We start from the raw sequence: 15,544 nt of genomic DNA on the forward strand, positions 1-15,544 counted from the left end.
CGTCACCCAAAAGACGAGAGTAAACGCGAAAAGTCGGCAGTTTACAAGGGCAGATGCGAAAATTGACCAGCTAAGCCGGTTTCAGCTCGGGCGAGGCTCCGGCTGGACTTGTGTATAAGGGCATGGGGTAGACCTGATCTACTACAACTCCATTTTTGACATGTTCACTCTCGTTCAATACAAGTTAATGCGAGACGAAAATGGGGAAATGGTGTATCGCCAAGATAGTAATATTCATGCAGAATTGGATCGAATGGACCGATTTTATCTCTCAACCAAAGTTCAAAGTCCGGCTTCACAACACAAACATTTTCGTCTGAACGATGACGGATTTTTTTTCAAGTTCGTGCCAAATCGGGGCATTCAAGCCGCGACAGGAGAGCTTGTAAAAGGTATGTATTGCTCCCGGGAATATGTTCGCTATTTGCTCGGACCAGGTGGCCCAAAAGGGCCACAAAATGGGACACGTATTTCGTTTAAGGGAGCTCCGCGCTACTTGACGAATTCTCAATTTTCGGACCACGTACATGGCGGATGGCTTGGCAGTAGAAGCGACCAATCAAAGGCGATTTTCGAAATGGTGCAGACTCACCTGAGCACTGGCAGAGCGGTCGTCGTCTCCCGTGAAACACGACGCTAGCTGCATAAGTGTCGAGCATGACGACAAGACGACCCGTATTGGATCGACCATATCCCCCAATTCATCCAGGTTTAGGTTTCATCGTGCGTGGCCCGGCAATTGAGAGATAGCTACCGGTCGGACCTACTAAGTGGAATTGAACGCTCAGGACATGGTTTCGACCTTTACTCTTCGTCTCCCATTCGGCGTCGAAGCCGATGTGGACGACATCCTTTCCTTTCTTGGGAGGATATTGCCGTTCTTATCGGGGTGAGAGGGCGGCATCGCGAGGTATTGCAGATAGTATAGGATTGGCATGAGTCTGGAACTTACTTCGACTTGCGCAAGCGCTCGTGAAGTAAGAAGGATTTCTGCACGTCGGCGAAGCTCGCCAACGTGCGCAACTTCCGTACCTAAGATGCCTCCAAATTTTGAAAGAACCTGACGCGTTACTTTGCATCAGACGGTGCGCTTCGTGCACCACGGGACGCACTATAGCGGCAGTTTTCTAATCTGTCAGTATAGACGTCTGCTCACGTTTTTAGCACTTATCGACGCTGTTTTGATGTTTGGGGAACGCGCAAGATCTTATCTTCACAAAACGAATTCATATCGCGCGAATTGTCCGTATAAAATGGGGACTTTTCTTCGGAAATTTACACCGCCATGCTCTCCGCCTCAGAACAAGCCCACATCAAGCGACACCTACAGCAGTACGACGGGCGTTCATTCGCCCAGGTCGCAGTATCGCTAAGCCAAGCGTTCGGGCGCGAGATCAGCCGAAACACTGTTCGGCACTATCTCAGTCAGATGCAAGCCCACGTCGGCTTGTCGAAGGGGTGGCCTAGCGGCAGTAGCCGTAATGAGGATGCATGGGTACACCAGCCGCATGGGGGTTATAACTGTCCACCCACTCCTTTATATTTCTCAACAAAAGCGGCGATTTTCTGAAAAGCGCTTTGCTTCTTAGTCAGGTATTGAGGGTTAAGTGGGCTCATTTTGGGGAGGACAGCATTGAGTTCGGTGCCATTCTCGCTCGCGAATTCACGTTTTAATGAGTTGGCGATATAACGTTTCGCCGCGTCGGGATTTAGGTTCTCTGCGATGATCAGCTCTTGTGCTTCACGCTGTTGTTCCGCTTGTGCAAAGGTAAAGAATGAGTCTATCACATTGGCCTTGTCACGAATTTCGTCCAAATCGGTTTCGTTAATGAAGTCCACCAGCAGGCCCTCTTTGGCGCGGTTGCCGAGGCTAGCACGAATCACTCGGCGCACGTCTTCAACGAGGGCGGCCTTGTCCTTGACCTTCTTATTATTTTCAAAAATCAATTCAAGGATGTAGTCTAGATTGATTTCTTGTGACTTTAGCAGGTCTACCTCAAATACGACATCGTCCCAATCGATCGTAGATTTTTCTTTCTCGGCGGAAGATTTTTCTCGGCGCAGCCAATCGCGGATGTCGTTGTAGGTTGAGCGATAGTCCTGGATTTTCCTTTCAGAGGGTATCTTGATTGTTTGCAGCACCGCAAAATCATCATCGCTTAAATAATACTTCGACTTGAATTTTGCAACTTCATTCGGGTCGTCTACATTGGTGCTTTGCAAGGCTATTAAGCTGGCAAATTCATCGTAGTTTTGCAGCACGTTCTCCACGCGCAAATATTCGCCAAACAGTTTCGAAAAAGCCTTCTTATCAGACTCTTTTTCAATCATTGATGGATCGGGAAATCGTTGCTCTAACTCGCTTACTACGTCCACAAAACCACGCCTTGCCTCACCAGTTACGACGTCGGTGAAGCCTTCCATATATTCCGTGTAACTCTTCTCCAGCACCACATTCTTGGTATTTTTATCGCCAAATAAGGTAATAGCGTCAATGGTCGCTTGCTCAAGGTCGCGGAAGGTGACGATATTGCCGAAGGTTTTGGTGGCGTCAAAAATACGGTTAGTACGTGAATAAGCCTGCATCAGTCCATGATAACGTAGATTTTTATCTACAAATAAGGTATTAAGGGTCGGGGCATCAAAACCAGTCAGGAACATACCTACTACAATCAGCAGGTCGATCTCTTTTGCTTTGACCTGTTTGGCTAAATCGCGGTAGTAGTTCTGAAAGCCATTGCTGTCCACGCTAAAATTTGTTTTGAACAGCGCGTTATAGTCAGCAATGGCGGCATCCAGGAACTCTTTGGCGCTGGTATTCATAGCTGAGACATCAAAGCTCTCATCTTGAATATCTCCCACCGCATCCTGCTCTTCGTTAGGTGCAAACGAGAAGATGGTAGCCACTTTCAAAGGTCTGTCGATCCCTTTCTGCAAATCCTTAAATGATTCGTAATACAGCTTGGCGGCATCCACGCTGCTTACGGCAAACATTGCGTTAAACCCCTTTGCTCCAGCTTGAAGACGGTGAGTTTTCTGCTTGAAATTATTCAATACGTAAGTACTAATTTCCCGAATGCGGTCGGGATGTAACAATGCTTGCTTGTTTTCCGCTGCGCTCAGTTCCTTTTCATCTTGTTCGGTCTCAACAGCTTTGAACCGAGGACGGACATCGTTGTAGTCGACTTTGAATTTGAGCACCTTCTCATCTCGGATTGCATCAGTGATGACATAAGAGTGCAACTCACGACCGAACACGCTGGCAGTGGTTTCTGCACTAAGGGCGTTTTGAGGGAAGATTGGAGTGCCGGTAAAGCCGAACTGATAGAACTGTTTAAATTTCTTCTTCAGGTTCTTTTGTGCTTCACCAAATTGGCTACGATGACACTCGTCAAAGATAAAAACTACCTGCTTGTTGTAGATGGGCAGGTCGATTTCGCTTTTCATCAGGTTGTTGAGCTTCTGGATGGTTGTGACAACGATCTTGTTGTCATCTTTATCCAAGTTACGCTTGAGGCCAGCAGTGCTGTCCGATCCATTTACGCTGTCCGGAGAAAAGCGCTGGTACTCTTTCATGGTTTGGTAATCCAGGTCCTTACGGTCCACCACGAAGAATACTTTGTCGATGAAATCCAATTCAGTGGCTAAACGTGCAGCCTTAAAACTGGTCAGGGTCTTGCCAGAGCCGGTTGTGTGCCATATAAAGCCGCCACTTTCGGTATTGCTCCAGCCTTTAGCCTGATAGGCGCTGTTGATTTTCCACAGAATACGTTCTGTCGCGGCAATTTGATAAGGGCGCATTGCCAGCAACGTGTTGCTGACGTCGAACACTGAATAATGTAACAATACATTCAGTAGTGTGCGCTTTTGGAAAAAGGTAGCGGTAAAGTCTTTAAGATCTTTAATCAGACTGTTATCCGCCTTTGCCCAGTTCATCGTGAAGTCGAAGCTGTTCTTGTTGCGTTGAGTAGTGTTAGCGAAATATCGGGTGTCAGTACCGTTGGAAATTACAAACAGTTGCAAATACTTGAATAAAGAATTTTCGCTGTTAAAACTCTCCTTGCTATAACGGTGCACCTGATTGAAGGCTTCGCGAATGGCTATACCTCGCCTTTTGAGTTCCACTTGCACCAATGGCAGTCCATTGACCAGTATGGTGACGTCGTAACGGTTAGCGTGGGTGCCGGTCTGCTCAAACTGTTTGATTACCTGAACTTTGTTGCGGGCGATATTCTTTTTATCGAGCAAGTAAATATTTTGGATGTGACCATCATCAAACACAAAGTCATAAATATGGTTGTCATGAATCTTGCGAGTTCTCTCGACAACGCCATCGCTAGGCTTATCCAGCCAGGTTTCCACAAAGCGCAACCATTCTGCATCAGAAAATTCAATGTTGTTGAGAGTTTGCAAAGCGAGGCGCACATTGTCGAGCAACGCTTCCGACGTATTCAGACCTAGGAACTCATATCCCTGATTAACCAAGTCTTGAATAAACTCGCGCTCCAAGTCGCCTTCACTTTGGTAGCTATCGGCTATCTGCCATTCTTTGATGTATTTATCGAGAATGATGAAGTTATTGGACTCAGCCACGGCTGTGTAGTTAAACATGCTTACCCTTGGGTTCAGTTGCTAGCCTTCAGGTTGCTGAAAGCGATACATACTATTTAGTTCATTCACCAGATAACGCAGAACACGCTTATCATCTTCGGTTAGCTCTGCTACTTCTTCGCCGGCATGTTTCGAATGGCTGGAAATATTTATTATTCGAGTCTCATATGGATTAATTTTTCCATCGTCGGTCCTTGGCAGCAAATCGCCCCATTTGTTGTATCCAAGGAACGTCGAAGTCTTCTCAAGAATATTTCTCAAGAAATTAAAATGATACTTACTAATCTGACCGCTCGCGATTGCTTTTTCGATCTCTGACTTCAAGAAAAGATGGTAAGAAAATGGAGAGTCATTTGGCTGGCTGATGAGCTCATAAGTTCCGTCATCAAACTTTACCAGCCGATATTTTTCAAAATCCCTTCTTTTGTAGCTACCTGCGTCATTGCTCAGCTCGTTGTGTAAGACGTTGTAAAAAAGCGGATTATGTGTAGTGATAACGAATTTGACATCAGACTCGGTTGACTTAATCAACTGCGCGAGATCTACGGCTAGTTCAATCAAATGGTTCTCATCGAGCGAACTGACCGGGTCATCAATAAATATATACTCCAACAGGTCGAAAACATTTGTTTCACGATCGACTGACTCCGGCACATTTAGAACATCAATCACTTGCTCAAGCAACGTATAGAAAATACTCCAGATAAAATTACTTTCCTCACCTTTGGAAATTTTAAGATTGCCTGAGTGTTCATCATTGCCACGCTCAAGGGAGAAAGTCACCTCTGAGAAGGCTCTTACCGATGAATCTTTCCCAGCCTCATCTGTAGTCTTATATTCTTCGTTGAAGCGAGGTGTCAGCTTGTCATTAGTGTAGCGCTGGAACGTAGTGATGATGCGCTGATCTTGCCCTTGATCCTTTAGTACCCAATCGGTAAAGGTATTGGGCTGGATTTTAAGCTTAGGTTCTGCGTCTAGCTTCAAATCATTGTCCCAATAAAACAAATCCTCGGTAAAGGCGTTGTAGTAAAGAATTTTGTTACGAGTCAATTCGGTCGGTTCTGAGGCTTCATCGTCTCCATTACCGTCAGCACTTGGTGCAATCAATTGTTTAAAAGCCCTAGAAAGACGTGTCTTTCCGGTGCCGTTAAAAGCATAGATAAGTTGAACCTTTTTGTTTGCATCTTTTAGCTTCTGAGTAATTTCGACTAACGTTTTGCTCATGTCAATTCGTTACCTTTCTCGGCCTGGAAAAACCTAGTAGCCGTTCGCGATAATATTTGTATTGCATCTGACGCAATGATATTTCGCGCGGCAAACCTTCGCTCGCAGAGTAGATGAGATCGTTGAATTTATCCAGAATGGCGACGACTCGGGCCTGTTCAGCAAGAGACTTTTCGTTGTCGCTCGGGTAAGGTATTGGAATTCTGATTTTCGCGATTCCATCAATCAGCAGCCTATTTATTTTCCCCTGAGATACATGTTTCGCTTTCTCGTTGATGAATGTAGCGGTTTGCATCATGTAGGAGAGGAATTTTGGATTTATTGAATGGCGAAAAGCGTAGCTGTCGTCATGAATAGCGACGTTTTCATTGCCAATCCAGGCAACGGCCTTGCCAACATCTTCAACAGTTTCCCCAACACTTGCTATTACCACGTCTCCAGGCTCCGCATAACGTAGCGAATTGGCTAAACTAGGGCGAACCTTAGATGCCGCATGAGTTGTCCAAACACCGTACTGGGTATATATCTCACCGTAATGGATGGCACTGATTCCGTCCTCAACGTAGTCAGCTTTAGTGAAGCGTTTTCCTCTAATAAATTCGCCAATTTCGCCCAATGCCTTCCACTCTACCTCCCCGTCATCAAAACTCAACAACTTATCGCGATAGTAATTGTATTGTATTTTACGGGAAGTCAGCTCCGCGTTGAGCTCGACGGTGTACGATGTAAATGTGTCCAAAATACGGACAATTTCAGCTTGGATTTCCCGTGATTTTTTTGGGTCCTCCGGACATGGAATTGGAATTTGATACTTGTCAGTATCAGGCGTCGCAATTTGCGGCATCTGCATCTTGTTGCCGATATTTTGGAAGTGAGGCTCATTCAACTTCAAAAAATAATAAGCGTACTTAATATTAATTTCTTCACGGTTGGAGTGATATGACCACATCTCATTCTTGTGGGAGAATGGTTTATCGTAATATTCGAATTCAATGTTTCCACGGGATTTTACGACAATTGAGGGTTCATTATTTATGTCTTTTTCCGGGATATCCTCAAAATCGACAAATGCAATAGTTCTGCCACCCGCAAAAACTTTCAAAGGTGCGCCAGCCTTATGCAATTTTTTCATTTCGCCAGCGGTGATCTTTGTGCCCTTGGTACGAACAAGCAGACTCCCCAACGCCTCCCATTTGACTTCAACCCCATTCAGCAATTTTTTCATGACATCCATGCTCATTTCCCGAGATCCTTACCTTCGATCTTCGAGACAATTGAATCAATATCGGCGCGGAGTTTGTCGATCTTAGCAGCGGAGATCTTTAGCTCGGCATTGAGTTGGACGATATTAACGGCTTCACGCTGTTGTTCAACTTCGACGTAACTGCTCACAGAGAGGTTGTAGTCATTGGCTGCGATGGTTTCTATTGGCTCGGATTGGGCAAAATGCGCCACATCCATTTTGCTATCGAACACCTGCATAATTTGCTCGATATGCTCTTCGGTTAGCACGTTGTTATTGGTTTCTTTTTCAAAGAGAGCACTGGCATCAATGAATTGTGTTTTGGTATCGGTTTTGTGTTTGGAAAGAACTAGAATATTAACTGCGATGGTTGTGCCAAAGAATAGGTTGGACGCGAGCGAGATCACCGTTTCCACATAATTATTGTCTACCAGATACTGACGAATTTTCTGCTCGGCACCGCTACGGTAAAAAATTCCAGGGTAGCAAACAATCGCCGCACGCCCTTTGCTGGAAAGGTAGCTGAGTGCGTGCAGCACAAAAGCAAAGTCAGCCTTTGATTTGGGCGCAAGCACGCCAGCCGGGGCAAAACGATCGTCATTGATGAGCGTGGGATCGTCGCTCCCTACCCATTTTACGGAGTAGGGAGGGTTAGAAACAATGGCGTCAAAGGGTTTCTGATCGCCAAAATGGGGATCGGTCAACGTATTACCCAGCTGGATGTTGAACTTGTCGTAGTTGATGTTGTGCAGGAACATATTCATCCGCGCCAAGTTATGCGTGGTGTGGTTGATCTCTTGACCAAAAAAACCATCTTCAATGATGTGCGCATCAAAGTGTTTTTTTGCTTGCAGTAGCAGCGAACCAGAGCCACAGGCTGGGTCGTAAATCTTATTGACGCTGGTTTGCTTGTGCATGGCGAGCTGTGCGATCAGTCGGGACACATGCTGTGGGGTGAAAAACTCACCACCGGATTTACCAGCGTTAGCGGCATAGTTAGAGATCAGGAACTCATATGCATCGCCAAACAGGTCGATGTGACTGGCGTCGAAGTGGCCGAAATTTAACCCAGCCACGCCCTTAAGCACGGATGCCAGACGGGAATTCTTGTCTTTGACGGTATTTCCCAGGCGATTGCTGGTAGTGTCAAAGTCGGCAAACAAGCCTTTGATGTCGTGCTCTGACGGGTAGCCATTGGCGGAGGCTTCAATAGCGGAAAAGATGGCAGCCAAGTCGGTATTCAGGCTCTCGTTGCCGCTGGCATTCCCGGCGACATTCGCAAACAACTGGCTAGGGTAGATGAAGTAGCCCTTAGTTTTAATGGCATCGTCTTTGATGTCTACGGTGATGACGCTATCGGACAGCTCTGCGTACTTGACGGTGTCGTCCCCACCTTCGATATAGCTGGCAAAATTCTCACTGATAAAGCGGTAGAAGAGGGTGCCTAGGACATACTGCTTGAAGTCCCAGCCATCGACTGCGCCACGCACATCGTTGGCGATTTGCCAAATCTGGCGTTGCAGTGCGGCGCGTTGTTGGATGCTAATCATCGTAAAAGTTCTGTGTCAGTTCGGTTGGTGAGGCTTACGCACGACGCGTGAGCTAAGATGGGATGGTACGCAATAAAATGCGATATCGCCATAGGTAAGTGCTAGGAGGAGGCCATGGCCAACGAGCTTAGTCTCGATAGGTAAGCAAGCGCTACATTCACCGCAGATGTCCTTCCGGTTTCTGGTAATTCATTCGGACAACGACATGGGCTGCGTGGCAGTAAATGCGTGCATGATGGCTCCCGGCGGCACTGCATAAGTAAGGTAAGCGTCCTCCCAGCGCCGTCTGGACTACCTGACAGCCTCATCCATGATCAAATTTTGGCACAGCATTTGTGCCCACAATTTTCGATCTTGCCCTCAATAAAGGTACTTCGTACTTTTTGAGACCAAGAGCAACTTGGCATCGGACTGTGCAAAAAAATGATATTCGCAACAGAGAATAATTCCTTTAAAAACAATGGGTTATGTGAAATAAATTTCCACATGCATCTTCAACTGTGCTATCTTTATCCATCGTCATGACCAAGAATGGAAATACAAAATGGCCAGTATGTTGTTTGGTAGCGCCTTTATCGTAGCGAGATCCCGCGAACGGAAGCTCCAACGGGAAATCGCTCAAGCAGCTGGCATCGACCCAAGTTACCTAGCAAGCATTGAATGCGGGCGCCGAAAGGCCCCCAATTCCGAGACCACCTACAGGCTTATATCTGCGCTGAACGCGACCAAACATCAAGAGCAAAAGCTTCATGCGCTCGCTGTGGCTGACCGTCTGCTGGACACGACTGAAGAATATGCGGAGGAGGATGTCGCGGCGGCCAGGATGAGGAAATTGCTGCGCCAGGTGGCGTACTTTGGCAACAAAGAATGGAGTTCGCTAGATGCCGCAGTTTTCGCAATTACCCACTTGATGAACCAATACCAAGAGGAAATCATATGAACTGAAAACAAAAAAGCACCTACCCCTACTGGGGCGGCGCTTTTTGGCTTAAGCAGAAGAACTAGAACGTGAGAAGTCCAGTCTCTCCTGCCACACGCTGAAAGTCAAGCCCCCCTTACGCCAACTTCGCGATCTCATCATCGCGATATGGACTAAACACGTCCATAGAATTGACAAGGAATGTCATGACAAAGCATGAAGGAAGCTGTACACCCCTTGCAAACGCCAGAATCGGCACTTCGCGCAAACCACCGGCGAGGAGTGCTACAGCGAAGAAATTCATCGCTATCTACGTGATCCGCGTCGGGACGAGCAAATGAAAAATGCTCCATCTTATGGCGTGCGTAGTCGGCGACACCTGGCAAATACTGGAGTACGCCTCACAGCCAGCACCTTCGGCAAAGCCCGTATAGGCACATATGCCGAAAAGGCCAATGGCCATATCACGGTTGAGTCCGCTGCCGAACGCTTGGTCGCACACATGCTGTGTATCGATCCACGCGTGCGCTGCTTCAAACCGCAACCCTTTACGGTCGACTTGCACAGCAAGCGTTTACTACATACACGTGAAGAAGTCTCTGAAGCGCGCAAGGCTCGAAAAGGCTTGACCGGGAGCATGGAATACACCCCCGACTTCTCCACCGTTCAAATCAATGGCTTGCAGTACGCCTATGAAGTCAAAGCGGAAGGCTACGAGGGAGATGAGCACTACCAAGAAAAAATTGGACGAGCTCGGGAAATTATGGAGACTTATGGGTACTCGCTATTCACTTTGGTGGTACCAGCAGATGAACGGCATCCTCTGCTCATTAACACTCAACTGCTCAAACCTGCGCAAGCGAGAGCGCATGAGTATCTGACACCAGCCCTGGTTAACCAGATTGAACTCTACTGCGCTTCCGGCCCGGTTTTGCAGCGTGACCTCTGCGCTGACATCCAAATTTCAACTGGCTTGATTCCGCCGCTTCTTGCTATCGGTGTACTGCAAGCAGATGTGGCTCATCACCGTATCCAGGGATCTCTTGAATTATCAGCCGCGCTCGGTGATCTGAGCCATCTTTGCTTAATCGAGGCGCTGCAATCATGAATTCCGATCTGCGAATAGGAGATAGACTAGCCCCCGTCGGAAATCCAGAAAAATATTTCGAGGTATTAGACAGCCGCATTCATGCTGGCTCGATCCACATATTCGATGCCGAGAAACGCGAGTCCAAATTTATCGATGAAGCCAAGATTCGAAGCGGCATTTCGAGTGGCCAGATTGTTTTACATCGCAAAGGAATGCCACGCATCGGAATCGTCAGTCAGTATGATAATCCAGCGCTGCAGGCGAAGGTGCGCCTCCTTCAGAGCGCCTTGAAACGCATCGACACCCTTCGAAGCAAATGGAACATATCATTTGGCGCAGCTGTCCCCCTTGCTCGCCAAGCCTATGCAGAGGATAACGCCGGCGATGTACTGACTGCAGCATTTCCGTCGCGCGCAACGCTATTCCGAGCCCACAAGAATCAGCTACTCGGATTGCCTGTCCTTAAAGGTGACAAAAACAAAGGAAATGCGACGCCTAGGTATTCCCATGACCTATTAGAGCTCATCGAAAATGCCATTAACGAACTGTATCTGGTAACTGAATCAAGATGGACAATCCGGAACCTAACGGAATACGTCAATCGTGAAGCTCGGCGCCGCTATCTGCATGTCAAACAGCACGCAATCAGTCGCAAGTTTGTGGAATCGGTGATCCGCAGCCTCAGCGTCGATGCTACCTACGATCGAATGGACCCACTGGATCGTGTAGCAGGCAAGTCATTTGCAAAGAAAAGGATACGTGCCTCATTTGCGTTCGCACGCATTGAGCAGGACGCCTTGCACTTACCGTTCGTCGTGCAAACTCCGCACGGCATATCCCGAACCGTCTATCTGGTTCATGCTGTTGACGCGTGCACGGGATATCCAGTTGGATGGCACATCGTTATCGGAGCACCGCGCGAAATGGATTCAATCTCCTGCGTCGAGATGTATCTAACGCCAGCCAAGAAGGAGCGATTCAAGGAACTAGACATCAACCACGCATTCAACTTGTACGGCACACCGTCACAAATCATCTTTGACAACGGCCCCGAGTGCAAAGGAGGGCGAATTATCCGCCTAGAGTTGATTGAGATTGACATCAAACATTGCAAGGCGAAGGAAGCTCAAGGGAAACCATTTATTGAGCGACTGAATCGAGCGCTCAAAGATGCACTTGAGGTTCTCCCTGGAAGCACTCGCTTCAATGGAGAAGACGGCAAACGCGACCCGGAGGCCTTAGGTGACCAGCTGATGAGCATTGACGCACTTGAGAAATGGATTGTTCGATGGCTTTACGAGAATTGGGTCAACTCGCCCCTTGATCGTCTGCGTTGGGAAGAGCTGCTGGATAGCTCGGTCAAGGGGAAAACACCACTTGAACGCCTCACCTATCTGACCGAGGAGATGGGGCACCCCATCTCCATGCCACCGCCGCGGCAGAAATGGATGGGCGTAGTTTTTGAGCATAAACAGTGTGTGCTCAGCGCAAAGACCGGAATCACTCTGGAACATGGTTTCCGCTACAAAGGGGATGCAATGTCGTATTTGCTATCCCGCTACGGTGATCGTACTCCACTTCATGTCCTCTATAACCCCGACGATTTTCGCCAGGCATATGTGTACGAAGACGACGCACGTCCACTAGTACCACTCACGCATGAACATGTGCGACCGGATACCCCTGCGTGGACCTTCGCCGAAGCTAAGGAACGCTTCAAGGCTGGTATGGCCGATTGGGCTGAGCCCAACGCTAAGACTAAATTCCACGATGACCTGGACGATGCAGCGACCGCTAAAAATAAGCCCCAGAAAGGAAAATCGCGCAGCAAGCGCGAAGAAAACAAGGAAACAACCCAACGGGCAAAAGATCATGCAGCAGTTCAGCGAAGCATTAAACAGCCCCTTACTTCAGCGGCACAGTTTGGATCGTCATCGCAGACCGTTCCGCCGTGGGATACCGAAGGCAAAACTTCTGATAACTCCTGGTACAACAGCGTGCCAACAATGACCATCGTGAACCGAAACACGGGAGAAAGACTACTATGAACACCGCCCAACAGCTGCGCAAAGATATTGAAGCATGCGAAATTCCGCATCTGTTTTTCGATACACTTCTTACAGCACTTGAGCAACGGATCGAGGATACTCTTGCTGGGTTTGCGCCCAAGATAGAACGCATCTCTGGTCCAAGCGGAGTAGGAAAGTCCTCAATCGTCGCCTCGTTGGCGAGAAAATATCCGGAAAGCCGAATAGAAGGCCGACGCTATATACCTGTCCTTATCGTAAGAGTTCCCCAAGCCGCGACGCCGAAATTACTTCCAAAGAGCGTTCTTGCCGCGCTCGGCATCAAGGTTGCTGCGAGCCCTACCGCAGGCACTATGTTTGACCTAATGGTGGAGCAGCTTCGCCTGGCCGGCACGCGTGTGATCGTTTTTGATGAAACCTCCCATCTGGTTGATGAAGGTTCCCGAGTTCCCCCACGTGCAGCCAGCGATTGGCTTAAGGAATTAGCCGATAAGCTCGACATAACCCTGATTCTCCTCGGAATTCCTCGAATAGAAAAGCTCTTTTCAGCAAATGAACAACTACCCCGGCGTGCCCGTCCAGTGCGCTATTTCCGGCCATACGACCCTCGTGATGAAATGCAAATGGCAGCGTACGCTTCATGCGTTGCTAGCTACGGTGAGATGTTCGCCACAGCTGGCTATCCCATTAGCGTGCCCTCGCAGATCCTGACAGAACAAAGTTTTTTGCTATCGGGTGGCTTGATAGGAGTTCTTGCAGACTTTGTACGGGAGCTGGCCCGCTTACTGAACAACGTTGCTCCTCGGCCTGTTACATATCTCGATTGTGTACGAGCAGTCGAGGAAGTCAGTCACGCAGGATCGCCACATCAGTTAGCTTTCCAGAACTCCGCCGAAAACAATGCGGATGTGGAACCCGCTGCCCTGACACAGGCATACGCCCATGTTTTGAGCAGGAACACAATGCCTGTCACCATCCGCAAAAATGGAGGTATCCAACAATGAGCCTCGTCGTCACATCTGCGCCCCGAAACGACGAAGCTGGTTTCGGCTACTATCGTCGTCTTGCCTCGGACAACGGATTTTCCAGCTGGCGCGATCTCACTGATACAGCCGGAGTTGATCGAAATCGACGCCAGCTACTAATGCGCACAGATGAAGTAGCCAAAAATCTTGGATTGGAATCGATGTGGGCCGAGCATGCCAGGAAGCAAGAAGTCCTCTGTCGTAGCTGGGGAGCGCTGTATCGATCTCACACAGATGCAGTATGTTCTGAATGCCTGGCAGAATCTCCTTACATTCGCCACAGTTGGGAGCATGCATATTTCATCGCCTGTCCGCGACACCAGGTACAACTGGTCGATCGCTGCGACTCGTGTGGAAGAGGGTTGTCGAGGGAGCGTATCCATATCGGATCGTGTTCATGTGGCCACGATCTCACCAACTTGCCACGCATTCCGGCGACTCGCGTTCAGCTGTGGCTTTCGACACTTATATCCCACAATGGTCTGCAGTCTGAAAATATGGCGCCGATTCTGGATGGTATAGACCTAGGCCTGCTAACGAAGTTTATTCAGATCCTTTGCCTGCATGCCGACCCTATGCAGCCAAAACTAAAAGGCATAGTACCTACGCCGAAAACCATCTCCGAGGCGATTCTATTCCTCGCGCCACTTGAAGTCCTACTTACGGAGTGGCCAACAGGCTTCAAGCAACATGTAGAGCAACGCATTGCAGCCGGGCGTAAAAATGCTCGCACACTAAACACTCTACTCGGTGATTGGTATATTCGACTGCGCAAGCTTTCCGTCGATACGGAACTTGAGCAATTCATACGGATCGTCATCGATGTCGCCGCGCAGAAAACCGACTGTGTTCTTGGTCTTGACTCAGCCAGGGTATTAGCTGAATCCACCACTGGCCATCTTCGATCCTCGGAGGCAGCAAAAGCAATTGGAGTCAGTCATTCGAACCTTCTTGATTCGATCCAAAAAAATGAATGTTTGCACCGTACAAGACGAACCGGAACCCGTGGTCAAGTTTACGAAGTACCAAGCGTTGAAGTCGAACGCATCCTACAACATCGGGCCCAATGGATTTCTGATGCGGCAGCCTGTGAAATGGCACGGATATCTCAGGCAGTACTTGATCGCATGAAAGCGGCTGGTGTCATCCAGTCAGACGTCCGACGGCGAGAAGATATTTTGAAAGGGGGGCCGATCAATCATCAATCAATGATGAGCCTGTTTGAGAAGGTAACCCGTTTGGCCGAGCCAACCACGATAGTCAGCGATGCTACCGTCACCTGGGCAGAATTTACCAGCCGCCGCATGGGAGAAAAACAGGCCATCGAGTCGCTGATGAAGGCCATCTTAAACGGTCAAGTTAGAGCAATCACATCTGCTAAGCATCTTGGCGATCTATCCTTCCGACGCTCTGAAGTCGCGCAATATTTCGGTATGCCGCTAATCGAGGCAGGTATGTCGATTCAGCAGCTGTCCAAAGCAACCAACTGGAAATGGGAGTCCATCGCACACTGGGTAGATAACGGGCTACTCAATTCCGAGGTGGTGAATCGACGTGGTCAATCTTGTCGGATTGTGCTGCCGCATCAACTTCTCGCATTTCGACAAAACTATCTCCCACTCGCGGATCTGGCGCGAGCAATGGGCACTAAGTCATCCGCTCTAGCTCGTCTGCTTCATCATATCCAATTGATAGGTGCAAAGAGATTACATGATGGCACCATGCGAGGCGGACTGATTCGAATTGCTGATCTGGGTCATTTAGCCTTAGCCGGTGCAAAGGCGAAGGACGACCTATTCCCTGAGTGGTCACTTCCTACCGAACAGGAGCAACATAGAAGATTCCAATAACCTTG

At 48.4% G+C, this 15,544-nt stretch carries 9 protein-coding genes; 5 read left to right on the forward strand and 4 right to left on the reverse strand.

Going from position 1 to position 15,544, the window contains the following annotated elements; all coding sequences use genetic code 11:
* Positions 1-1,515 precede the first annotated feature (1,515 nt).
* Genes GTP27_RS21570 through GTP27_RS21585 form a run of 4 tightly spaced genes read right to left on the reverse strand, consistent with a single transcriptional unit; the run spans position 1,516 to position 8,628 of the window.
* The gene (locus tag GTP27_RS21570) at positions 1,516-4,611 is read right to left on the reverse strand and encodes a type I restriction endonuclease subunit R (protein WP_161041162.1); all 3,096 of its coding nucleotides are present in this window, start codon (positions 4,609-4,611) and stop codon (positions 1,516-1,518) included.
* 21 nt (positions 4,612-4,632) lie between these two features.
* On the reverse strand, positions 4,633-5,835 hold the full coding sequence (locus GTP27_RS21575; protein WP_161041163.1) for an AAA family ATPase: 1,203 nt from the start codon (positions 5,833-5,835) through the stop codon (positions 4,633-4,635).
* Between the two features lies 1 nt (position 5,836).
* Positions 5,837-7,069: a restriction endonuclease subunit S gene (locus GTP27_RS21580; RefSeq protein WP_229634281.1), complete on the reverse strand. Its 1,233-nt coding sequence runs from the start codon at positions 7,067-7,069 to the stop codon at positions 5,837-5,839.
* A gap of 2 nt (positions 7,070-7,071) precedes the next feature.
* Complete coding sequence (locus GTP27_RS21585) at positions 7,072-8,628, reverse strand: type I restriction-modification system subunit M (protein WP_161041165.1); 1,557 nt, start codon at positions 8,626-8,628, stop codon at positions 7,072-7,074.
* Positions 8,629-9,172: 544 nt separating this feature from the next.
* On the opposite strand from GTP27_RS21585, the gene GTP27_RS21590 reads away from it, so the two are divergent.
* The 5 genes from GTP27_RS21590 to GTP27_RS21610 all read left to right on the forward strand — a co-directional run bounded on the left by GTP27_RS21590 (position 9,173) and on the right by GTP27_RS21610 (position 15,539).
* Complete coding sequence (locus tag GTP27_RS21590) at positions 9,173-9,568, forward strand: helix-turn-helix domain-containing protein (RefSeq protein WP_161041166.1); 396 nt, start codon at positions 9,173-9,175, stop codon at positions 9,566-9,568.
* A 316-nt stretch (positions 9,569-9,884) separates the two neighbouring features.
* Positions 9,885-10,655 (forward strand): hypothetical protein, encoded by a 771-nt coding sequence (locus GTP27_RS21595; protein ID WP_161041167.1) that lies wholly within the window; start codon positions 9,885-9,887, stop codon positions 10,653-10,655.
* Positions 10,652-12,685, forward strand: a complete 2,034-nt coding sequence (locus GTP27_RS21600) for a TnsB C-terminal domain-containing protein (RefSeq protein ID WP_161041168.1) — start codon at positions 10,652-10,654, stop codon at positions 12,683-12,685. The genes GTP27_RS21595 and GTP27_RS21600 overlap by 4 nt, the downstream gene beginning before the upstream one ends.
* Entirely contained in the window at positions 12,682-13,668 is a 987-nt protein-coding gene (locus GTP27_RS21605; protein ID WP_161041169.1) for a TniB family NTP-binding protein, read from the forward strand. The genes GTP27_RS21600 and GTP27_RS21605 overlap by 4 nt, the downstream gene beginning before the upstream one ends.
* Positions 13,665-15,539 carry a TniQ family protein gene (locus GTP27_RS21610; protein WP_161041170.1) on the forward strand — a complete coding sequence of 625 codons (1,875 nt, stop codon included), beginning with the start codon at positions 13,665-13,667 and terminating at the stop codon, positions 15,537-15,539. Before GTP27_RS21605 ends, GTP27_RS21610 begins: the two co-directional genes overlap by 4 nt.
* The last annotated feature ends 5 nt before the right edge of the window (positions 15,540-15,544 follow it).

Source organism: Duganella qianjiadongensis, assembly GCF_009857915.1.
Classification (GTDB): Bacteria; Pseudomonadota; Gammaproteobacteria; order Burkholderiales; family Burkholderiaceae_D; genus Rugamonas; species Rugamonas qianjiadongensis.